Annotated in this window: 21 protein-coding genes; 15 read left to right on the forward strand and 6 right to left on the reverse strand. The window is 63.7% G+C overall.

Translation table 11 applies throughout. From position 1 onward, the window contains the following. Positions 1 to 187: 187 nt before the first annotated feature. The 11 genes from radC (at position 188) to R2R70_RS13850 (ending at position 11,086) form a co-directional block, all read left to right on the forward strand. Entirely contained in the window at positions 188 to 862 is a 675-nt protein-coding gene (radC, locus tag R2R70_RS13800) for a RadC family protein (RefSeq protein WP_043336272.1), read from the forward strand. A 442-nt stretch (positions 863 to 1,304) separates the two neighbouring features. Continuing rightward, positions 1,305 to 1,541, forward strand: a complete 237-nt coding sequence (gene rpmB / locus R2R70_RS13805) for a 50S ribosomal protein L28 (protein ID WP_043336270.1) — start codon at positions 1,305 to 1,307, stop codon at positions 1,539 to 1,541. 92 nt (positions 1,542 to 1,633) lie between these two features. After that, positions 1,634 to 1,789, forward strand: coding sequence for a 50S ribosomal protein L33 (gene rpmG / locus R2R70_RS13810; RefSeq protein WP_016417370.1), 156 nt, complete (start codon positions 1,634 to 1,636; stop codon positions 1,787 to 1,789). Positions 1,790 to 1,945: 156 nt separating this feature from the next. After that, positions 1,946 to 2,761: a bifunctional DNA-formamidopyrimidine glycosylase/DNA-(apurinic or apyrimidinic site) lyase gene (mutM, locus tag R2R70_RS13815; RefSeq protein ID WP_410978311.1), complete on the forward strand. Its 816-nt coding sequence runs from the start codon at positions 1,946 to 1,948 to the stop codon at positions 2,759 to 2,761. Positions 2,762 to 2,892: 131 nt separating this feature from the next. Beyond that, positions 2,893 to 4,083, forward strand: a complete 1,191-nt coding sequence (locus R2R70_RS13820) for a class I SAM-dependent rRNA methyltransferase (protein ID WP_410978312.1) — start codon at positions 2,893 to 2,895, stop codon at positions 4,081 to 4,083. A 192-nt stretch (positions 4,084 to 4,275) separates the two neighbouring features. Beyond that, complete coding sequence (locus R2R70_RS13825; RefSeq protein WP_279839739.1) at positions 4,276 to 4,632, forward strand: DUF2007 domain-containing protein; 357 nt, start codon at positions 4,276 to 4,278, stop codon at positions 4,630 to 4,632. Next, positions 4,629 to 5,135 carry an acyl-CoA thioesterase gene (locus R2R70_RS13830; RefSeq protein WP_410978313.1) on the forward strand — a complete coding sequence of 169 codons (507 nt, stop codon included), beginning with the start codon at positions 4,629 to 4,631 and terminating at the stop codon, positions 5,133 to 5,135. The genes R2R70_RS13825 and R2R70_RS13830 overlap by 4 nt, the downstream gene beginning before the upstream one ends. 143 nt (positions 5,136 to 5,278) lie before the next feature. Further along, positions 5,279 to 6,400: an alanine dehydrogenase gene (ald, locus tag R2R70_RS13835; protein ID WP_216060562.1), complete on the forward strand. Its 1,122-nt coding sequence runs from the start codon at positions 5,279 to 5,281 to the stop codon at positions 6,398 to 6,400. 186 nt (positions 6,401 to 6,586) lie between these two features. After that, a complete protein-coding gene (locus tag R2R70_RS13840; protein WP_107335903.1) occupies positions 6,587 to 7,600 on the forward strand; it encodes a tryptophan--tRNA ligase in 1,014 nt (337 codons plus the stop codon). Positions 7,601 to 7,850: 250 nt separating this feature from the next. After that, entirely contained in the window at positions 7,851 to 9,095 is a 1,245-nt protein-coding gene (locus tag R2R70_RS13845) for a YeeE/YedE family protein (RefSeq protein ID WP_284893203.1), read from the forward strand. Between the two features lie 311 nt (positions 9,096 to 9,406). Further along, a complete protein-coding gene (locus R2R70_RS13850) occupies positions 9,407 to 11,086 on the forward strand; it encodes an NAD-dependent malic enzyme (RefSeq protein ID WP_279834596.1) in 1,680 nt (559 codons plus the stop codon). Positions 11,087 to 11,238: 152 nt separating this feature from the next. On the opposite strand, the gene acnA is transcribed toward R2R70_RS13850, so the two are convergent. Next, a complete protein-coding gene (gene acnA / locus R2R70_RS13855) occupies positions 11,239 to 13,998 on the reverse strand; it encodes an aconitate hydratase AcnA (protein ID WP_043333046.1) in 2,760 nt (919 codons plus the stop codon). 376 nt (positions 13,999 to 14,374) lie between these two features. Here acnA and R2R70_RS13860 point away from each other — a divergent pair, with 376 nt between their 5' ends. The 3 genes from R2R70_RS13860 to trxB all read left to right on the forward strand — a co-directional run bounded on the left by R2R70_RS13860 (position 14,375) and on the right by trxB (position 17,055). Further along, on the forward strand, positions 14,375 to 14,740 hold the full coding sequence (locus R2R70_RS13860; protein WP_410978314.1) for a CPXCG motif-containing cysteine-rich protein: 366 nt from the start codon (positions 14,375 to 14,377) through the stop codon (positions 14,738 to 14,740). 285 nt (positions 14,741 to 15,025) lie between these two features. Then, the gene (locus R2R70_RS13865) at positions 15,026 to 15,628 is read left to right on the forward strand and encodes a peroxiredoxin (protein ID WP_043333044.1); all 603 of its coding nucleotides are present in this window, start codon (positions 15,026 to 15,028) and stop codon (positions 15,626 to 15,628) included. 470 nt (positions 15,629 to 16,098) lie between these two features. Next, positions 16,099 to 17,055 carry a thioredoxin-disulfide reductase gene (gene trxB, locus R2R70_RS13870; protein WP_043333042.1) on the forward strand — a complete coding sequence of 319 codons (957 nt, stop codon included), beginning with the start codon at positions 16,099 to 16,101 and terminating at the stop codon, positions 17,053 to 17,055. A 145-nt stretch (positions 17,056 to 17,200) separates the two neighbouring features. Here the strand turns inward: trxB and R2R70_RS13875 are convergent, their stop codons facing one another. Beyond that, positions 17,201 to 17,452, reverse strand: a complete 252-nt coding sequence (locus R2R70_RS13875) for a SlyX family protein (RefSeq protein WP_279835865.1) — start codon at positions 17,450 to 17,452, stop codon at positions 17,201 to 17,203. A gap of 596 nt (positions 17,453 to 18,048) precedes the next feature. Between R2R70_RS13875 and R2R70_RS13880 the strand changes: the two genes are divergently transcribed. Further along, a complete protein-coding gene (locus tag R2R70_RS13880) occupies positions 18,049 to 18,513 on the forward strand; it encodes a cold-shock protein (protein WP_043333039.1) in 465 nt (154 codons plus the stop codon). Between the two features lie 96 nt (positions 18,514 to 18,609). Here the strand turns inward: R2R70_RS13880 and R2R70_RS13885 are convergent, their stop codons facing one another. The 4 genes from R2R70_RS13885 to R2R70_RS13900 all read right to left on the reverse strand — a co-directional run bounded on the left by R2R70_RS13885 (position 18,610) and on the right by R2R70_RS13900 (position 21,845). Continuing rightward, positions 18,610 to 19,023, reverse strand: a complete 414-nt coding sequence (locus R2R70_RS13885; protein WP_043333036.1) for a hypothetical protein — start codon at positions 19,021 to 19,023, stop codon at positions 18,610 to 18,612. Further along, positions 19,020 to 20,219 carry a succinyl-diaminopimelate desuccinylase gene (dapE, locus tag R2R70_RS13890; RefSeq protein ID WP_410978315.1) on the reverse strand — a complete coding sequence of 400 codons (1,200 nt, stop codon included), beginning with the start codon at positions 20,217 to 20,219 and terminating at the stop codon, positions 19,020 to 19,022. Before dapE ends, R2R70_RS13885 begins: the two co-directional genes overlap by 4 nt. A 158-nt stretch (positions 20,220 to 20,377) precedes the next feature. Beyond that, positions 20,378 to 21,403, reverse strand: coding sequence for a 2,3,4,5-tetrahydropyridine-2,6-dicarboxylate N-succinyltransferase (gene dapD / locus R2R70_RS13895; RefSeq protein ID WP_131432783.1), 1,026 nt, complete (start codon positions 21,401 to 21,403; stop codon positions 20,378 to 20,380). Positions 21,404 to 21,443: 40 nt separating this feature from the next. Further along, positions 21,444 to 21,845: an arsenate reductase gene (locus tag R2R70_RS13900; protein ID WP_410978316.1), complete on the reverse strand. Its 402-nt coding sequence runs from the start codon at positions 21,843 to 21,845 to the stop codon at positions 21,444 to 21,446. Between the last annotated feature and the right edge of the window lie 11 nt (positions 21,846 to 21,856).

A 21,856-nucleotide genomic window follows, 5' to 3' on the forward strand; every position in this document is an offset into this window, starting at 1 on the left:
CATGGTCCCTGCGAGCGCTCGCTTCATGGGGCGGGGGCTCCTCTCGAGTGGCATGCAGGGGCCAGACGCAGCCCCTCGGGGCGACAAGCGTTGATGCTGACAATGGCGAAAGAGGCGGCATCTGACCACGCTTCTCATGCTTTGGACTGTCAGCCATTCGGGGCGACAGGCGATGGGAGAAGAGTGCATGGGGATTCGAGAGTGGCCGGTCGGGGAGCGTCCGCGCGAGAAGCTGTTGTCGTCAGGGGCAGGGGCCTTGTCAGATGCCGAGCTGCTGGCCATCTTTCTGCGCGTAGGCATAAAAGGACGCTCGGCGGTGGATCTGGCGCGCGACCTGCTGAACACCTTCGGCGGTCTCAGGCCGCTGCTGGAGGCGACCCAGCAGGACTTCTGCGCGGCGCGCGGACTGGGTGACGCCAAGTACGTGCAGCTGCAGGCTTCGCTTGAGCTGTCGCGTCGCCATCTGGAGAGCCTGCTGATGCGCGGGGCCGCCCTGACGTCGCCCCTGCTGGTGCGGCGCTATCTGTCCTCGCATCTGCGCGACCTGCCGCATGAAGTGTTCGCCGCGCTGTTTCTCGACAGCCAGCATCGCGTCATCCGCTTCGAGACACTCTTCACCGGCACGCTGGATGCCGCCGCCGTCTACCCGCGCGAGGTGGTCAAGCGGGCGCTGGCGCTCAATGCCGGCGCCCTGATTCTTGCCCACAACCATCCCTCCGGCGTCGCGGAGCCCAGTGAGGCCGACCGACGCATCACGCAGCGGCTGGAAGAGGCGCTGGGGCTTTTCGATATTCGCGTGCTGGATCACTTCGTGGTCGGAGACGGCGAGGTGGTCTCGTTTGCCGAGCGTGGCTGGCTGTAGTTGGGGGCGTCGAGGAGGCTGAGGCGCTGAGTGCACGATGACGGTACAGCCCCCGCCAGATGCGGTCGCCGCTGGCGTGAGAAATGCGCAGGGATTGCAAACCAGGGCACTGGTTGTGGTAATGTTGCGCCTCCCGTATCACCCACCACAGAATTCGCGACCACTCTGGCCGACATTGGCTGAGTGAAGCGTTTGGCTGAGAAGCGTCTGTACCGATGTGACACGTCGGGCATGGGCGTGCTGGCGAAAAAAATCCGTATAGGACGTGCTTTCACGTTCCTTTTCGGGTAAAATGCTGCGCCTGCACGTTCCAGCACCCGAAAGCTTGTCTTCCGGAACGGACGTAAACACTTTGAAATCAGGGCATGAGGCGGCGCCTGCCACTTCCGGTTTGCCCGACAGGTTTTGAACAACTTAGCCAACGCAGCGGTTGGAGGCTCCAATGTCCAAAGTATGTCAGGTTACCGGCAAGCGCCCGGTGACTGGTAATAATGTTTCTCACTCCCAGCGCAAGACTCGTCGCCGGTTCCTGCCGAACCTGCACACCCACCGTTTCTGGGTTGAATCCCAGCAGCGCTTCGTCAAGCTGCGCGTCTCTACCAAGGGCATGCGCATCATCGACAAGAAGGGTATCGACGAAGTCCTCAAGGACCTCACTGCACGTGGCGAGCGCTTCTAAACACTAGAAGACAGCCCCTGTAGCAATGGCAACCGAGCCGAGGGCAGTGCTCTCAATCGTTCGGTGAATGCGACTGTGGAAGGAAACTGAAAATGCGTGACAAGATCAAGTTGGTGTCAAGTGCCGGTACTGGCCACTTCTACACCACCGACAAGAACAAGCGTAACACTCCGGACAAGCTTGAATTCAAGAAGTACGATCCGGTCGTTCGCAAGCACGTGATGTACAAGGAAGCCAAGATCAAGTGATCTTGTCTCCCGCCAGCGTGCTGTCGGAACCCTCGAAAACCCGGTCCTGACCGGGTTTTCGAGTATCTGGATGTCGCTGTTCTGGGCATCCTGCAACAGGGTGGCGGCTTCTGTCGTCACCCTGTTGTGCGTCTGGCGGTCAGTCGAGGAGAGAACATGCCCGAATTACCGGAAGTCGAGACGACCCGTCGCGGTATCGCGCCGCTGGTCGAGGGCCAGGAGGTCACCGAGGTGATCGTGCGTCAGCCGCTTCTGCGCACCCCCGTGCCCGGCGAGCTCGCCGAATGGCTGGTGGGTCAGCGTTTCGGCACGCTTGCGCGTCGCGCCAAGTACCTGCTGTTGCCGATTGCCGATGGCCATCTGCTCTGGCACCTGGGCATGTCCGGTAGCCTAAGACTGGTGCCCATCGGCACGCCGCCACGCACGCATGATCATGTCGATGTCGTGCTCGGCAACGGCCATGTGCTGCGCTATCACGATCCACGTCGCTTCGGCTTCGTCGACTTCGTGCGCGGTGACCCGCATGCCGATACGCGCCTGGCGCGACTCGGGCCGGAGCCGTTGTCCGATGCCTTCAATGGCGAGCACCTCTTTGCGCGCTCCCGCAAGCGCCGCGTGGCGATCAAGCCGTTTCTGATGGATAACGCCAATGTGGTGGGCGTGGGCAATATCTACGCCAGCGAGGCGCTGTTCATGGCGGGTGTCGACCCGCGCCGTCCAGCCGGTGAAGTGACGCGCGAGGAGTGCGAGCGCCTCGCCAACGCCGCCAGCAGCGTGCTGGCCGCGGCGATCGCCCAGGGCGGTACCACGCTGCGTGACTTCGTCGGCGGAGATGGCAAGCCGGGCTACTTCGCGCAAAGCCTCAACGTCTACGGGCGGGGTGGCGAGCCATGCCGCGAATGCGGCCACGAGATCATGAGTCTGGTGCTGGGCCAGCGCGCCAGCTGCTTCTGCCCGTATTGTCAGCGCTAGCGGCGAGCCGCATCAGACCACTGCTTGACCGGGGGGCTCCGTGACCGGGGCCGCCATGACGACTAGAATAGGCCCGTTCGGGCGCGTCCTGTCGTCGTCCTGTCCCTTCCTCTGCTTTCTGGATATTTCCCGTGACTGAACGTCTGCGCCTGAAGAAGAATGCTGATCGCCGCCTCAAGGCCGGCCATCTGTGGCTGTACTCCAATGAAGTCGATACCGTCGCGACGCCGCTCAAGAACTTCGAGCCGGGCGCCCAGGCCATCATCGAGGCCAGCAATGGTCGTGCGATGGGTGTTGCCTACGTCAACCCGAACTCGCTGATCTGCGCGCGCATCGTGTCGCGCAACCCGGAACAGCGTCTGGATCGCTCGCTGCTGGTGCACCGCTTCAACCAGGCGCTGTCGCTGCGCGAGAGCCTCTATGACAAGCCGTTCTATCGTCTGGTCCACGGCGAAGGCGATCTGCTGCCGGGCCTGATCGTCGATCGCTTCGGCGACGTGCTGGTCTGTCAGCTCAACACCTTCGGCATGGAGCGTCTGGCGGAAGTGATCGTCGATGCGCTGCTCAAGGTCGTCAAGCCGACAGCCATCGTCTTCAAGAACGATTCCAGCGGTCGCCGCCAGGAACAGCTCGAGCGCAACGTCGAAGTCGTCTACGGCGAGCTGCCGGAAAGCGTGCTGCTGGAAGAGAACGGCGTCCAGTTCACGGCGCCGGTGCTCGACGGCCAGAAGACCGGCTGGTTCTACGACCACCGCACCAACCGTGCCTGGTTGAACCGTCAGGTCGAAGGCAAGCGCGTGCTGGACCTGTTCAGCTACGTCGGTGGCTGGGGCGTGCAGGCGGCGGCGCATGGCGCCAGCGAAGTGCTGTGTGTCGATGCTTCCGTCGCGGCACTCGAGCGCGTCTCGGGCAACGCCGTGCTCAACGGTGTCGAGGACCGCGTCTCCATCGCGGAATCGGATGTCTTCGAGGCCCTCTCGGCCCTGCGTGCGGAAGGCGAGCAGTTCGACGTCATCATCGCGGATCCGCCCGCCTTCATCCGCAAGCGCAAGGACATCACCAACGGCGAGCGCGCCTATGCACGCCTCAACCGTGAAGCCATGCGCCTGCTGGGCCGTGACGGCCTGCTGATGTCCGGCTCCTGCTCCATGCATCTGGCGCCGGAGCGCCTGATGGATGTGGTGCGTGGCGCCGTGCGTCACCAGGACCGCCACGGTCAGGTCATCTTCCAGGGCCATCAGGCCAGCGACCACCCGGTGCACCCGTCCATCCCCGAGACGTCCTACCTCAAGGCCCTCGGTGTGCGCGTCTATCGCGACTGATGACGCCTGACGGCTACCAGGACTGATGGCTGTGCCATCCGGCATCGACGACAACGCCGCCCTTCGGGGCGGCGTTGTCGTCTTTGGAATGTGAGTCGTCTGTGGCTTGGGTAACGGCTATGGCCTGTCTATCGACTGCAGCCCGCTTTTGGCTAATCGTCCATGGCTCATGGACTCTGATAGTCTGACGGCATGTATAGACGACTGACATCTCATCACAATCTCGTGCTGCTCGATCACTGGCGCAACCTGCTGGAAAGCGAGGGCATCCCCTGTGAGCTGCGCAATCGCCTGCTCGGCTCGGCCGCGGGTGAGTTACCCGTGCTCGACTGCGAGCCCCAGCTGTGGGTGGCAGAGCATGACCTTGCGCATGCCCGCCGCCTGCTGGCGAGCATCGAGGCCGCGCCGGCCCTGCCGGATTGGCAGTGTGCCTGTGGCGAACATCTCGAGGGCAGCTTCAGCGAGTGCTGGGCGTGTGGGGCAAGCGCGCCGCAGCAGCCCGCACCACAGGCGCGTCCGCGCGATGAGGACCCGGAGTTCGTGGCATGAGCAAAGGCACCCCGAAGGCGAGCGACGCGCCGCCGTTGACGCAAGATTCCCCCGGCTGGGCACTGCCACGCCCGTTCCTGTTGCCGATCAGCGTGAAGAAGAAGGCGCTGGATGGTTATGGTCACGTCAACAATGCCGAGTATGTGCGCTGGCTGGAGGGCATCAGCTGGGCACACTCCGAAGCGTTGGGGCTTGGCCTGGCGCACTACCGGGCGCAGGACCGCGGCATGGCGGTCCACCGTCACGAGATCGACTATCTGGCCAGTGCGCGACTTGGCGATTCACTGATGCTGGCGACCTGGCTGGTGGATTGCGATGGTCGCCTGAGTCTGACGCGTCGCTTCCAGTTGCGCCGGTGCTCGGATGGCCAGACGCTGCTGGAGGCGCGCACGCGCTTTGTCTGCATCGAGCTCTCGAGTGGACGGGCCCGGCGCATGCCCGGCGCCTATCGTGAATGCTATTCGGCGGCGCTGGTGAGTGAGGAAACTGCCAGTCAGCGATGATTCCTCGCATTCCACTGCATCATTGGCGTGTTTTGGTGAATCTTGCTGGTATCTGATTGGCGAGACGCTGACGAGTCTGCTGTGCTTGTAGCAGGCGTCGTGATGACGTCAGTGTATTCCGCCAGCAGTGCAAGGAGTTCACCATGCAGATTGCCGTGCCGAAGGAAATCAAGAACCACGAGTATCGCGTCGCCCTCACACCTGCCGGTGTGCGTGAGCTGATCGCCCAGGGCCATGAGGTGATCGTCGAGTCTGGCGCCGGGGAGGGCAGTGGCTACCCCGATGCCGAATATCAGGGCGTGGGCGCGCGTCTCGAGTCAGACGTCGAGCGGGTCTTTCGCGACGCCGAGCTGATTCTCAAGGTCAAGGAGCCGCAGCCGGCCGAGGTCGCGCGGCTCACTAGCGGCCAGACCCTGTTCACCTATCTGCATCTGGCCGCCGCTCGTGAGCTGACCGAGAGCCTGCTGGAGAGCGGCGTGACGGCCATCGCCTACGAGACCATCACGGATGCCGACGGAGGCCTGCCGCTGTTGGCGCCCATGAGTCGCGTTGCCGGCCGCATGGCGATCCAGGCCGGCGCGCATGCGCTGGAGAAGGCGCAGGGCGGCATGGGCGTGCTGCTGCCCGGGGTGCCCGGCGTGCCGCCGGCACGGGTCACGGTGATCGGTGGTGGCGTAGTGGGGGAGAACGCGGCACGCATGGCGCTGGGGCTCGGCGCCGAGGTGGTGATTCTCGATACTTCACTGGCGCGCCTCGAGACGCTGGATCATCGCTATCAGGGCCAGATTCGTACCGTCTATTCGACCTCCGAGGCGCTGGAGGAAGCGGTGCGGCAATCGGCATTGATCATCGGTGCCGTGCTGGTGCCCGGCGCGGCGGCCCCCAAGCTGATTCGCCGCGAGCATCTGCGCAAGATGACGCCGGGCGCCGTGCTGGTGGATGTCGCCATCGATCAGGGCGGCTGCTTCGAGACCAGTCAGGCGACCACCCACGCCGAGCCGACCTACGTGGTGGATGGCATCGTGCATTACTGCGTGGCCAACATGCCCGGCGCGGTGGCACGTACCTCGACCCAGGCACTGACCAGCGCGACGCTGCCGTATATCGTGCGCCTCGCCAATGGCGGCTATCGCGAGGTGCTGAGCCGGGACAGCCACTTTGCCGCGGGCCTCAATGTGCACGCGGGGCAATTGATCCTGCCGGAAGTCGGCGAGGCCTTCGACATGCCGGTCACTGCGCTCGCCGAGGCGCTGGCGAAGGAGTGAGCCGGGTGCGCCGGCCCTTACGAAGGCTGCACGCCTCAGGGTAAGATGTGGGACATATAGCGACAGGTCATGGTGGCTGCGTTCGAGGGATTCGAGCGGGCGCTGCCGCGACCTGTCGTGATCCATTGTGAGCGAGTGCAGCCCCGCGGCACGACCTCCCGACCCAGACGCCCAAGAAGTGCATCCATGACCAAGACCCGCGTTCTTACCGGCATCACGACCACCGGCACCCCTCATCTCGGCAACTATGTCGGCGCCATCAAGCCTGCCATCGAAGCCAGTCAGGACCCGACGGTCCAGTCCTTCTACTTCCTCGCCGACTTCCACGCGCTGATCAAGTGTCAGGACCCGAAGCGCGTGCAGGAGTCGCGTCGTGAGATCGCCGCCACCTGGCTGGCACTGGGCCTGGACACCGACAACGCCATCTTCTATCGCCAGTCGGACGTGCCGGAAATCCCGGAGCTGATGTGGCTGCTCAACTGCGTGTGCGCCAAGGGCTTGATGAACCGTGCGCATGCCTACAAGGGCGCCGTGGCCGAGAATGAAGAGAGCGGCATCGAGGATCTCGATCGCGGCATCAGCATGGGCCTGTTCAGCTATCCGGTGCTGATGGCGGCGGACATCCTGATGTTCAATGCGCACAAGGTGCCGGTGGGGCGTGACCAGATTCAGCATATCGAGATGGCGCGCGACATGGCCGGGCGCTTCAACCACCTCTTCAAGGGCAACTACTTCACCATGCCCGAGGCGGTGACCGACGAGAAATCCCAGCTGCTGCTGGGCCTCGACGGGCGCAAGATGTCCAAGAGCTACAACAACACCATCCCGCTGTTCGGCACCGAGAAGCAGCTGCTCAAGAGCGTGCGCAAGATCAAGACCAACTCGCTGGAACCGGGCGAGCCGAAGGACCCGGATACCTGTTCGCTGTTCCAGATCTATTCGGCCTTCGCCACCGAGGCGGAAGTCGCTGCCATGCGCGAGCAGTACGCGGCTGGCATCGGCTGGGGCGACGCCAAGAACCAGCTGTTCGAATACCTGAATGATCACCTCAAGGCGCCGCGCGAGCGTTACGTCGAGCTGATGGAAGACCCGGCGCATGTCGAGGCGATCCTCAAGCGTGGCGCCGAGCGGGCCCGCGAAGAGGCCGCACCGATGATGGAGCGTCTGCGTCGCGCCGTCGGCCTGGGCAACTTCATCTAGGTCGCCCGTCCACGCTGCTCGATCGGCCCCCGTCATCTTCCCGGATGGCGGGGGTTTCTGTTACTGGCACCGTCGTTTCAGAGAGTGACGTCATCGGGGCTGTCGGGCTGATGGCACCCGGGGCGTGATGTCAGGCATATACCTGCGGGGAATGAAAAGCGTGCTGGAAATTCATTCACAGCTATAAAGCGACGCGTTAGGCTTGCCGCATAAAAGCTTCAAGCATGCTGAATACACAAGGGGGTACGACATGAGTCAACACGCGATGCCGGGCAAGGCCAGTGAGCCTGCCCAGCCATCTACCACCATCAACCCTCGCGCCGTCTGGGCGGGTGGGCTGCTGGTCATTGCCTCAGTGCTGCTGGGCCTGGTCGCCGGCTGGCGCCAGGGCCTACTGCTGCTGATCGGCGGCGCGCTGGGCGTGGTGCTCTATCACGCGGCCTTCGGCTTCACCTCCGCCTGGCGAGTGTTCATCACCGAGCGTCGTGGCCGCGGCCTGCGCGCGCAGATGCTGATGCTGGCGATTGCCGTGGTGCTGTTCTTCCCGGTATTGGCAGCGGGCAGCCTGTGGGGACAGGACGTCTCCGGCTTCGTCTCGCCGCTGGGCACCTCCGTCGTGGTCGGCGCCTTCCTGTTCGGTCTCGGCATGCAGCTGGGCGGCGGTTGCGCCTCGGGCACGCTGTTCACCGTCGGCGGCGGCAATGCGCGCATGGTGATCACCCTGATCTTCTTCTGCGTCGGCTCGGTGATCGGCACCGCGCACTTCAGCTGGTGGCAGAGCCTGCCGTCGCTGCCCGCCGTCTCGCTGGTGGACAGCTTCGGTGCTCTGGGCGGCATCATCGTCAGCCTGGCGCTGTTCGCCATCATCGTGCTGGTGACACGCACGCTGGAGAAGCGTCGCCACGGTGAGCTCGAGAAGGCCGCCGTGACCGACAGCCAGCCGCGCGGCCTGTCACGTTTCCTGCGGGGCCCCTGGCCGCTGCTGGCGGGCGCCGTGGCGCTGGCGCTGCTCAACTTCGCCACCCTGGCGCTGGCCGGGCGTCCATGGGGCATCACCTCGGCCTTCGCGCTGTGGGGCACCAAGGTCTACACCACGCTGGGCTTCGATGTCAGTGACTGGGGTTACTGGCAGGCGGCGGGCAATGCCAAGGCACTGGCGGCACCGCTCTACACGGACATCACCACGGTGATGAACATCGGCATCGTGGTGGGGGCGCTGGCGGCAGCGCTGCTGGCCGGCAAGTTCGCGCCGAAGTGGAACATTCCGCTGCGCTCGCTGGTGGCTGCCGTGCTGGGTGGCCTGCTGTTGGGTTACGGCGCGCGCCTGGCCTTCGGCTGCAACATCGGCGCCTACTTCGGCGGCATCTCCTCCGGCAGCCTGCATGGCTGGCTGTGGCTGGTGATGGCCTTCGCCGGCAACATGCTGGGCGTGAAGCTGCGTCCCTTCTTCGCCCTTGCGCCGCGCAAGCCGGCATCGCGTGCCGATCTGGCCTGAGCCATTCCCCGCGCGTGACCGCGAACGCCTCGCTCCTTCCCCGTCAGGGGGATGAGCGGGGCGTTTCTCGTCATGCAGTACCCTTGTCTGCGCAACGCACGCCGACCTTGCACAGGCTGCCGGAGATAGCACTGCGCGTGCTATCATCATGCCTTGTTCGCACGTGGAAACTGCACGTCGAAAGGTCCCTCGGACGCCCGGTTGCCAGCAGGTCTTCTGCGGTGCTTCAGCGGGCATGCTGCGCTTGTCTGCCGGCATGCCGAGAAGCTTGCCGAGCGTGAGGTCGTCCCCACTGATTCAAGAGTCTCGCCATGACGGATACTTCCAAGCGCGCCCTGTACGTTCCTTACGCCGGCCCGAGCCTGCTCGAGATGCCGCTGCTCAACAAGGGCAGCGCCTTCAGCCTCGAGGAGCGTGTCAGCTTCAATCTGATGGGCTTGCTGCCGCAGAATGTCGAGAGCATCGAAGAGCAGGTCGCGCGCGTCTACAGCCAGTATCAGCAGTGCGCCACCGACCTCGACAAGCACATCCTGTTGCGCTCGGTGCAGGACGACAACGAGACCCTGTTCTTCCGCGTGATCGAGGAACACCTCGAGGAGATGATGCCGATCATCTACACCCCGACCGTCGGTCAGGCGTGCGAGGAGTTCTCCAACATCTACCGCAACCACCGCGGCCTGTTCATCTCCTACCCGGACCGCGAGCACATGGATGACATTCTGCGCTCCGCGACCAAGGACAACGTCAAGGTCATCGTCGTCACCGATGGCGAGCGTATCCTGGGTCTGGGCGATCAGGGCATCGGCGGCATGGGCATCCCCATCGGCAAGCTGTCGCTGTACACCGCCTGTGGCGGCATCAGCCCGGCCTACACCCTGCCGATCTCGCTGGATCTGGGCACCAACAACCAGAAGCTGCTCGACGACCCGCGCTACATGGGCTGGCGTCACGAGCGCGTCACCGGTGATGACTACAACGCCTTCGTGGCCGAGTTCATCACTGCCGTGAAGCGTCGCTGGCCGAAGGCCATGATCCAGTTCGAGGACTTCGCGCAGGCCAACGCCATGCCGCTGCTCGAGCGTTACCGCGATGAAGTCTGCTGCTTCAACGACGACATCCAGGGCACCGCCTCCGTCGTGGTCGCGACCCTGATGGCGGCCTGCAAGGCCAAGGGCGAGAAGCTCTCCGACCAGCGCGTCACCTTCCTGGGTGCCGGTAGCGCAGGTTGCGGTATCGCCGAGATGATCGTGGTGGCGATGGTCAAGGAAGGCATGGAGGAAGCCGAGGCCCGCAAGCGCGTCTTCATGGTCGATCGCTTCGGTCTGCTGACCAGCGACATGGAAGGCCTCTACGACTTCCAGAGCCGTCTGGCCCACGATGTCGACAGCGTGGCCGACTTCGGTGACCGCGGTCTGCTGGATGTGGTCAAGGCTGCCAAGCCGAGCGTGCTGATCGGTGTGTCCGGCCAGCGTGGCCTGTTCAGCGAAGACGTGATCCGTGCCGTGCAGGCCGGCTGCGAGAGCCCGCTGGTGATGCCGCTGTCCAACCCGACCTCACGCGTCGAGGCGACACCGGCGGAAGTCATCGAGTGGACCGACGGCAAGGCGCTGGTCGCCACCGGCAGCCCGTTCGCGCCGGTCGAGCACAACGGCCACACCCACGCGATCGCCCAGTGCAACAACGCCTACATCTTCCCGGGTATCGGTCTGGGTGTGCTGGCATCCAACGCCTCGCGCATCACCGACAACATGCTGATGGCCGCCGCCAACGCGCTGGCCAACAACGCCCCCATCGTCCTGAAGGGCGAGGGCGCGCTGCTGCCGTCACTGGGCGATATCCAGGACATCAGCCGTCAGATCGCCTTCGACGTGGCGCGTCAGGCCCAGACCGATGGCGTGGCGCTGACCTCCAGCGACGAGATCATCCAGGCCAATATCGAGAAGAACTTCTGGGAGCCGCGTTACCGCGCCTACCGTCGCAAGGCGTTCTGATCGCGCCTGCGTCTGACCCGTCAGTGAGCGCATGAAGCAGATTGCATGAAACAGGTTGCATGAAACAGAGTGCGTAAATGAAGAAGCCCCCGCAGGCCATGCCTGCGGGGGCTTTTGTGTTGCAGTCAGCGCTGCGGTGAGCGGCTGGCGGGTTACAGCATGCCGCGCAGCACGTAGTGGAGGATGCCGCCGTGGCGGTAGTACTCCAGCTCGTTGTCGGTATCGATGCGGCACAGCGCCTCGATCTTCTGCTCACCCTTGTCGCTCTTGAAGGTGACCTGGACCTTGCCACCGGCCGTCAGGTCATTCAGTCCGCTGATGCTGATCTCCTCATCACCGGTCAGTCCCAGTGACTGGCGGCTCTCGCCTTGTGGGAACTGCAGCGGCACCACACCCATGCCGATCAGGTTGGAGCGGTGGATACGCTCGTAGGACTCGGCGATCACCGCGCGCACGCCCAGCAGCAGGGTGCCCTTGGCGGCCCAGTCACGCGAGGAGCCAGTGCCGTACTCCTTGCCGGCGACGACCACCAGTGGCGTGCCTTCCTCGGCGTACTTCATGGCGGCATCGTAGATGGCCATCTGCTCGCCGGACGGCACGTGGCGGGTCTCGCCGCCCTCGACGCCATCGAGCATCTCGTTGCGGATACGCACGTTGGCGAAGGTGCCGCGCATCATCACTTCGTGGTTGCCGCGACGTGAGCCGTAGGAGTTGAAGTCCTTGACCTCGACCCCGTTCTCCTTGAGATAGCGACCCGCCGGGCTGTCCGGTTTGATGGCACCGGCCGGAGAGATGTGGTCGGTGGTCACCGAGTCGCCGAGCATCGCCAGCACGCGGGCATTCTCGACATCCTGAACGGCTTCCGGCTCACGCTGCATGCCTTCGAAGAACGGCGGATGCTGGATGTAGGTGGAGTCCTTCCACTCATACACTTCGGCTTGCGGCACATCGATGGCCTGCCAGGTCTCGTCACCGTCGAAGACCTCGGCGTACTCCTTGCGATACATCTCGGTACGCACCTGCTCGACGGCCTCGGCGATCTCGGCCTGACTCGGCCAGATGTCCTTGAGGAAGACGTCATTGCCGTCGGTGTCCTTGCCCAGCGGCTCCTTGGAAAGATCGACCCGCACGGTGCCGGCGAGGGCATAGGCGACCACCAGGGGCGGCGACGCCAGCCAGTTGGTACGCACGTTGGGATGCACGCGACCCTCGAAGTTGCGGTTGCCCGACAGTACCGAGGCGACCGTCAGGTCGCGCGTGTTGATGGCGTCCTCGACCGGTTCCGGCAGCGGGCCGGAGTTGCCGATACAGGTGGTGCAGCCATAGCCGACCAGGTTGAAGCCCAGCTCGTTGAGGTCATCCTGCACGCCGGCAGTCGCCAGGTAGTCGGTGACGACCTTGGAGCCCGGCGCCAGTGAGGTCTTGACCCACGGCTTGCTGCTCAGGCCTTTCTCGCGTGCCTTGCGCGCCACCAGGCCAGCCGCCAGCATCACGCTGGGGTTGGAGGTGTTGGTACAGGAGGTGATGGCGGCGATGACGACATCACCGTGATCGAGGCGGAAGGTCTCGCCATTCAGCTCGCTGTAATCGCCGTTCTTCACCTCGCTCTGCTTGTCGTAGCTCTGCTCGACATCGACGGCGGTCTGGCCACCCTCGGACAGCCACTTGCCGTCCTCGATGTCCGGCACTTCACCCAGCTGATCGCCGAGGATCTTCTCGAAGGTCTGCTTGATGTCGGTGAGGGCGACGCGGTCCTGCGGGCGTTTGGGGCCGGCGAGGGAGGCGACCACCTCGGTCATGTCCAGCTCGAGCGTATCGGAGAAGACCGGCTCGTGGCCCGGCTCGCGCCACAGGCCCTGCTCCTTGGCATAGGCCTCGACCAGCGCGACCTGCTCATCGGAGCGACCGGACAGACGCATGTAGTTGAGCGTCTCGTCATCCAGCGGGAAGAAACCGCAGGTAGCGCCATACTCCGGCGCCATATTGGCGATGGTCGCGCGGTCGGCCAGCGGCAGGTCATCCAGGCCATCACCGTAGAACTCGACGAACTTGCCGACCACGCCACGGCTTCTCAGCATCTGGGTGACGGTCAGCACCAGGTCAGTCGCGGTGATGCCTTCGTTGAGCTTGCCGGTCAGCTTGAAGCCGACCACTTCCGGAATCAGCATCGAGACCGGCTGGCCGAGCATCGCAGCTTCCGCCTCGATACCGCCGACACCCCAGCCCAGCACGCCGAGGCCATTGATCATGGTGGTGTGGGAGTCGGTGCCGACCAGGGTGTCGGGGTAGGCGAAGGTCTTGCCATCTTCCTCGCGGGTGAAGACGGCGCGACCGAGATATTCCAGGTTCACCTGGTGGCAGATACCGGTGCCCGGCGGGACGACGGAGAAGTTGTCGAAGGCCTGCTGGCCCCAGCGCAGGAATTCGTAACGTTCGCGGTTACGCTCCATCTCGATGCGCACGTTGTCCTTGAAGGCGCTCGGATCGCCGTAGTGGTCCACCATCACCGAGTGGTCGATGACCAGGTCCACCGGGGTCAGCGGATTGACCTTCTCGGGGTCGGCGCCGAGCTTCTTGACGGCGTCACGCATGGAGGCCAGGTCGACCACACCGGGCACGCCGGTGAAGTCCTGCATCAGCACGCGCGCCGGACGATAGCCGATCTCGTGGGTGCTGGAGGCGGTCTTCTGCCAGTCGGCCAGCGCCTTGATGTCTTCCTTGGTCGCGGTTTCACCGTCCTCGAAGCGCAGCTGATTCTCCAGCAGCACCTTGAGCGTGAAGGGCAGTCGCGTCAGGTCGCCAAGCGTGTCGGCCGCCTTCTTGAGCGAGTAGTAGTGATAACGCTTGTCTCCGACTTCCAGCTCGGAGAGGGTGTCAAGCGAATCCAGTGACTGAGAGCGCTGGGAACCCATGATTCTCCTCCTTGTCGTTGTCTTCACCGGCCAGACTGCTGAAGTGTCGTTCAACAGGCGCGTCAGGTGCCTCGGCCGGATGCGACGCGTCGCGAGAGCGACTGCCAGGTCGCGGATGGTTGCCTACATAAGGCTATGGTCATCATGTGACAGGAATTCAAGCGCACACCATCATCGAGGATAGTGTGAAGCAAGGAACCCTGCGTCGCGTTCGCTGCCATAGAGTTTGCCGCCACGACTCTCGCGCGGCGTGAATGCGGCCCCTAAAGTATCCGGGACGGGGTATCCGGGACAGGGGGATCCAAGACGATGGCACCCCAGACGGTGCCACTCGCAACGTCCGTCGCGTTCACCATCAGGCACAACGGAGGCTGTCATGAACGAACAAGGGCGCAGGCCGAGCGAATCCGGCGAGCTGCCGGAAGATGATGAGGTCCTGGATGCGGCGGTCGAGCAGTGGCTGGCGGAGCATTCCTCGGGGCAGTCCGATGAATGGCCGGGCCATGAGTTGCTGGAAGACAAGCAGGCGGGAGCGGTCAATGAGGCGCTGCATGAGGCGGAAATCAACTGCCCCTACTGCGACACGCCCTTCACGGTGTTCCTGGATCTGGACGAGGGCAGTCTGACCAACATCATCGACTGCGAGCGTTGCTGTCAACCGATCCAGGTGCGCCAGCAGGTCGACCCGGTCAGCGGTGAGTTCGAAGGGCTGGATATCGGCCAGGATGACGACGTGCTGTGACGGCATCTCACCTGCGCGGCACGCTGGAACCGGCGCCGGCAGGCGTCAGTGACGCAAAGTGACAGGCTTGCAGGGGCAGGGCGCGGCAGATGCTGTATTCTGCAGTCAAGGTCACTTATGATCCCGACACCCGCTGTTGGCGTCATCGCGCTGCCATAGGCAATCTCTATGGTGGTGATTGCAGCAAACATTTGGCATCTGCCACACGTGGCGATTAGTCTGTGTGGCGATTCATCACAAAGGCGGCCCGCTGCCTTTATCATCATTATTCCTCAGGAGATCACCATGAGCGTATTGGTCGGACGTCAGGCCCCGGATTTCGAAGCCGCAGCAGTGCTGGGCGACGGTACCATCGTCGACAACTACAAGCTGTCTGATTCCAACGGCAAGCTGCGCGTGCTGTTCTTCTGGCCGCTGGACTTCACCTTCGTTTGCCCGTCTGAAATCATCGCCCACGACAACCGTCTGGCGAAGTTCAAGGAACTCGGCGTCGAAGTCATCGGTGTGTCCATCGATTCCCAGTTCACTCACCACGCATGGCGCAAGACCTCTCCGGACGCTGGCGGCATCGGTGAAGTCGGCTTCCCGATCGTGGCTGACGTCAAGCACGAAGTCACCCAGGCATACGGCATCGAGCATCCGGAAGCTGGCGTCGCTCTGCGCGCTTCATTCCTGATCGACGAAGACGGTGTCGTTCAGCACCAGGTCGTCAATAACCTGCCGCTGGGCCGTAACGTCGACGAGATGGTCCGCATGGTCAAGGCCCTGCAGTTCCACCAGACCAACGGCGAAGTCTGCCCGGCAGGCTGGGAAGAAGGTCAGGAAGGTATGAAGGACACCGCTGAAGGTGTTGCCAAGTACCTGGCAGGCCACTCCAGCAGCCTGTAAGTCGCTGCCTGGACGAGATCAGCTCACGCGTCCGCGCTGACTGATCCCGCGACTGCCTTTCGAACCTTCGGTAATGAGTGTCTCGAGAGGTAGGCGAACCGGAAGCCGTCGCCCCTGGCGGCGGCTTCCGCGCATCTGGGCAATGCCATCCTGCGGGGGCGTGCTTGTGCATAAGCTTCTGCGATGCCGGTCTGAGTCCGGTGCTGAAAGCTGGCGGCGTCTGCGCTACTCTGCGCAGTCCTTGTTCGCCTCAGCCAGCCCGGCGAGCCAGCGAGTACAGCGAGTACAAGTGCTTCCAGCGGGAAGCCTGCATGGGCGCCAGCCGGCCCGGATCATCACGCCGTGTCCTGAACCATGTCGATCGCATGCGCCGTCTGCAGCGCTGTCGGTATCGTTCAGTACATTGATCGCCAGCAGCCGCCATTGCTGCTGGTGAAATCCTCCGCCTTCATCTGTCACTGAGGTCATCCATGAGCAATGTCCGTCACGAACGTCTGATCATTCTCGGTTCCGGCCCGGCGGGTTACACCGCTGCCGTCTACGCTGCACGTGCCAATCTCAAGCCGCTCCTGATCACCGGCATGCAGATGGGTGGTCAGCTGACCACCACCACCGACGTCGACAACTGGCCCGGCGACGATGCTGGCGTGCAGGGACCGGAGCTGATGGAGCGCATGCGTCGTCACGCCGAGCGCTTCGAGACCGAAGTCCTGTTCGATCACATCAACGAAGTGACCCTCGGCGAGCGTCCGTTCCTGCTCAAGGGTGACAACGGCAGCTACAGCTGTGATGCCCTGATCATCGCCACCGGCGCCAGCGCGCAGTATCTGGGCCTGCCGAGTGAGCAGCAGTTCATGGGCCAGGGCGTTTCGGCCTGTGCGACCTGCGACGGCTTCTTCTATCGCAATCAGGAAGTCGTGGTGGTCGGTGGCGGCAACACCGCTGTCGAGGAAGCGCTGTACCTGTCCAACATTGCCTCCAAGGTCACGCTGGTGCATCGCCGCGACAGCCTGCGCGCCGAGAAGATCCTGCAGGACAAGCTGTTCGACAAGGTCGAGAACGGCAACATGGCGGTCGAATGGCACCACACTCTCGACGAAGTGCTGGGCGACAACTCCGGTGTCACCGGCGTGCGTCTGCGTCATGTCGAGAGCGGCGCCACCAAGGAATTGAGCTCGATGGGCGTGTTCATCGCCATCGGTCACCGTCCGAATACCAGCCTGTTCGAAGGCCAGCTCGACATGCAGGGCGGCTATCTCAAGGTCCAGTCCGGTCTGGAAGGCAATGCCACCCAGACCAGCATCCCCGGCGTCTATGCCTGTGGCGATGTGATGGACCACGTCTACCGTCAGGCGATCACCTCTGCCGGTACCGGCTGCATGGCGGCGCTGGATGCCGAGCGTTATCTGGACGGTCTCATCGCCTGAGATCACCCTGTCTGTAGCAACACTGTCTGATTCGAGAAAGTCTGATTCAGCACTGCCCGACCGGCCCCGCAGCCTCGCTGCGGGGCCGGTTTGCGTTCAAGGCCCTGACAGGACTTGGCTGGGAGAGCTGAGTGCCGCTGGCGGCTCAGTAATGGGGTGGCAGCTCGTCGTGTGGTTGTGCACTGAAAGGTGCTGTCGAATCTGCATCGCCTTGCTGCTCGCGCAGGGTGCGTAGCTGGCTGGCCATCAGCGCGGTGAGGCGCTCGAGTGTCTCTATCTGACGCTGCTGGGTGATGACGGTGCGATCGAGGGTCTCGAGCCAGTCATCCTGATGCGCAAGGCGCGATTCCAGTGCTTCCAGTCGGGCTTCCAGGCTGGGATCAGTCGAGGTTGTCATGCATCTGGGCTCCAGAGGGTAAGGGAATGGTCCGCGTGGGCAGTGGGGGAGGAGGGTGAGGCGGCCGCGGTTGGATGACGACTCATGCCATGACTCCTGCCACGATTTCTGAGCGATGGCACGCCGAATCATCGCTGCGGTCGTTGCCTGGATCGTTGTCGAATTACCGCAAAGTGTTGAAGGATTGTCACTGAGTTGCCTCAGACGCATCAGGAAGAGGCGTGATAGACTGTTGACAGTGCGATTGACTTATTTTTCGTATATCGCACCCATTGACGGCCTTCGATTGCCTGCGCTTCGCGCGTCATTGACAGGGCCGGTTCCATCGACTGATGTGGAGTTACCTGCATCACGAGCCACGACGTCACCAGAGCGATGCACCGGCATCTTCGCGTGTATCAGTGACGGTGACGGGCACCGCCGTGAGGCGCTGCATTCAGGCAGTTTCCCGACTGACGATAGCTGCTGTAACCCTGTCGTGCGGTCAGGTGCTGTCCATTGCGATCAAGGGCAGAACATTCTGATAGGGATCATCCGAAGCACTCATTTCTGCCCTCGCGTTACACCTCCACCCATTACCTAGAGAGTTTATCTTGATGAGTTCCAAGACGTTCTTCCGTTGTTTCATCATCAGCCTGCTGCTGGCACTGCCGGCACCGTTGCTGATTGCTGTCTTCATCACCCTGACCGGCGGCCAGCTGGCCGACACCCTGAGCCAGGCGCTTAGCGTCGAGGGCTTCGAGCTGGCGTACGCGGCTGCCGTCGCGGCCGTGTTCATCCTGCTGTTGATCGCGACGCTTGCCATTCCGGTGCTGTCTCCGCGCTCTGCAGTACTGGCTGAAGTCGAGGACGACGATCGTGAGATCGGCGAGGTCAAGTGGTTCAACGTCAACAAGGGCTACGGTTTCGTGACCCGTGAAAGCGGTGAAGATGTCTTCGTTCACTTCCGTGCCATTCGTGGCAAGGGCCACCGTACCTTGGCCGAAGGTCAGAAAGTGCGTTACCACGTCATCAGCAATGAGCGTGGCCTGCAGGCGGATGACGTGACGGTCATCACCTGATCGCTGACTCGCTCAGCGAAAGACGACAACGCCCCGCAGGCTAGCCTGCGGGGCGTTGTCGTTTCATGGTCTGTCTCACCAGAAGAGGCGGGTCACTCAGCCCTTGTCCGGCCAGGTGAAGGCCTCTTCGCTGCCGTCGGCCATGACGCGGAAGAAGCGGTCCGGCTCATCACCGGGCTGCCAGCTGCCCAGCGAGCAGCGCGTCTCGACCTGCAGGGCCCGGGCGGCTGCGCGTGCGCAGTCGACATCGCGCGCCCAGGGGGTGCTGGCGCTGTCGAACCACAGGCTGGCAAAGCCGTCGGCGACCTTCTCGACCACCAGCACCGCGATTTCGGCGCCATCACGCGTGAGGCGCGTACGGTGCTGCAGCTTGCCGGCCGGCTGGAAGACGACGACCTGACCGAACTGCTCGCCCAGCCAGGCACCCAGTGCTTCCAGGCTCAAGGGCTTGAGGTAGATCTCGATGTCCGGGTACTGCTCATCGGCGTCATTGTGCGGGGTGTCGCTCATGCCGTGGTCTCTTGGGTCGCGGGGACAAACAGGTATTCCAGAATGTGCTCGTAGGCGCTGGAGAGTCGGTCCAGATCGCTGGCCATGACGCGTTCATCGATCTTGTGGATGGTCGCGTTGACCGGCCCCAGCTCGACGACCTGAGTGCCGAGCGTGGCGATGAAGCGACCATCGGAGGTGCCGCCGGAGGTGGACAGCACCGGCTTGCGCCCCAGTGCGCGTTCCACGCCGTGCACGGCGGCATCGACCAGTGCGCCTTCCGGCGTCAGGAAGGGCTCGCCACTCAGGTTCCACTCGATCTCGACGTCCAGACCGTGCTTCTCGAGGATCTCATAGGTGCGACGCTTGAGGTCATCGGCGGTCAGCTCGGTGGAATAGCGGAAGTTGAAGACCACTTCCAGCTCGCCGGGGATGACGTTGGTCGCGCCGGTACCGCCACGGATGTTGGAGATCTGGAAGCTGGTCGCCGGGAAGAAGTCGTTGCCGTTGTCCCAATGCTCGGCGGCCAGGGCGGCCAGCGCCGGGGCGGCTTCGTGGATCGGGTTACGCGCCAGGTGCGGATAGGCCACATGGCCTTGAACACCCTTGACGTGCATGATCGCACCCAGCGAGCCGCGACGGCCATTCTTGATCACGTCACCGGCATAGTCGGTGGAGGACGGTTCGCCGACGATGCAGTAGTCGAGGCGCTCGTGATGCTCGCGCAGATACTCGACCACCGCGCGGGTGCCGTGAACCGCCGGACCTTCCTCATCGGAGGTGATCAAGAAGGCGATGCGGCCTTCGTGGTCCGGGTTGGCGGTCACGAAGCGCTCGGTGGCGGTCAGCATCGCGGCCAGCGAACCCTTCATGTCGGCGGCGCCACGGCCACACAGGAAGCCGGCATCATCGATGCACGGCGAGAACGGCGGATACTGCCAGTTGGCTTCCGGGCCCGTCGGCACGACATCGGTGTGGCCGGCGAAGGCCAGCACCGGACCATGATGGCCGCGCACCGCCCAGAAGTTGTCGACATCGCCGAAGGGCAGCCGCGTGATGGTGAAGCCCAGCGCCTCGAGGCGTTCGATCATCAGGGTCTGGCAGTCCAGGTCGTCCGGCGTGACCGAGGGGCGTGAGATGAGATCGAAGGCCAGCTCCAGCGTCGGAGACAGATCGGCGGGGCGTGGCGGAAGCGGTGCGTTTGAATCAGTCATCATGGGCCATCGCTGCAGGCGTCATCGCGAGGAGCGACAGCGCGAAATTCGGGGGGAGAGACGAAGTGTCTTCACGCCGGCCCGGACACTGCTGCCCGGGCCGGGAAATGCCACGATGGCCTGCCAGAGATGCAGTCTCTGACAGGCCATCGTCACGCGCCTCAGTTGTGGGCGTGCAGGGCATCATTGAGCGCGATGGCGCTCTTGTTGGTGCGGCACTCGACACGGCCGGTGACGGAGTTGCGACGCAGCAGCAGGTCGTCCTGGCTCGCCAGCTCACGGGCCGCGACCGTCTCGACTTCCTGGCCTTCGTTGTCGAAGACCATGACCTTGGTGCCGGCGGTGATGTAGAGGCCAGCTTCCACGGTGCAGCGATCGCCCAGCGGGATGCCGATACCGGCATTGGCGCCGATCAGGCAGCCTTCACCGACCTTGATGACGATGTTGCCGCCACCGGACAGGGTGCCCATGGTGGAGCAACCGCCGCCCAGATCAGAGCCCTTGCCGACGAAGACGCCCGCGGAGATGCGGCCTTCGATCATGCCCGGGCCTTCGGTGCCGGCATTGAAGTTGCAGAAGCCTTCGTGCATCACGGTGGTGCCTTCGCCCAGGTAGGCGCCCAGACGCACACGCGCGGTATCGGCGATACGAATGCCGGTCGGCACCACGTAGTCGGTCATCTTCGGGAACTTGTCGACGCAGTCCACGGACAGGGTGCGACCTTCCAGGCGGGCCTTGAGGCGACGCGCCGGCAGCTCCTCGATGTCGATGGCGCCTTCGCTGGTCCAGGCGACATTCTTGAGCAGACCGAACATGCCGGTCAGATCGATGCCGTGCGGACGCACCATGCGGTGAGACAGCAGGTGCAGCTTGAGGTAGACCTCCGGCACGCTCTGCGGGGCGGCGTCTTCCTCGAGGAACATGGCGACCAGCGGGCGCTGGCTGGCGGCCAGGCTCTCGGCCAGTTCGGCCTGGGCGCTGTCACCGGCGTCGCGCAGGGCGCTGGCCAGGGCGGCGCAGTGTTCCGGCAGGAAGCTGGTGGCGGTGGTGCCAGCCGGTGCGTCCAGTGCCTTGCGAGCGGCGTCAGCAACGGCAGCGGTCGGCTTGAACAGCGGGGCAGGATAGTAGACTTCCAGCCAGTCGCCGGTGGTGTTCTGGGTGCCGATTCCGAGGGCAAGGCTCAACATTGTATCAATCTCCGGGGTGTCCAGTGGTGTAAGGGGTAACTCAGTCTTGCGGCTCGTAGACCGCTTTGTCATAGCCGATCACCAGATCCACCTCGTCCTCGGCCGGATGGCGTTCGAGGATAGGGCGCTTGATCAGTGTCGGGTGCTCCAGCATCAGGCTTCGCGAGCTGTTGGCGTCGATGCTGTCACGTTGTTCATCGCTCAGGCCGCGCCAGCTGGTGCTGCGCTTGTTGAGCAGATTGCTCCAGGCGGTCTGCTCCAGCCAGGATTCCAGCAGGCTGGCGGAGAGGCCATCCTCGCGCAGGTCATGCCAGCGATAGGGCACGCCCCGGTCGTCGAGGGCGCGGCGTGCCTTGCGGCAGGTATCACAGGTCTTGATGCCGTAGAGCACGTGCATGGCGGTCTCCTTGAGCCAATCCGCCCCGCCGGGCGGGGCTGTCATCCAGTGTTGGG

The sequence above is a fragment of the Cobetia sp. SIMBA_158 genome, from assembly GCF_046566945.1.
Lineage (GTDB): Bacteria > Pseudomonadota > Gammaproteobacteria > Pseudomonadales > Halomonadaceae > Cobetia > Cobetia amphilecti.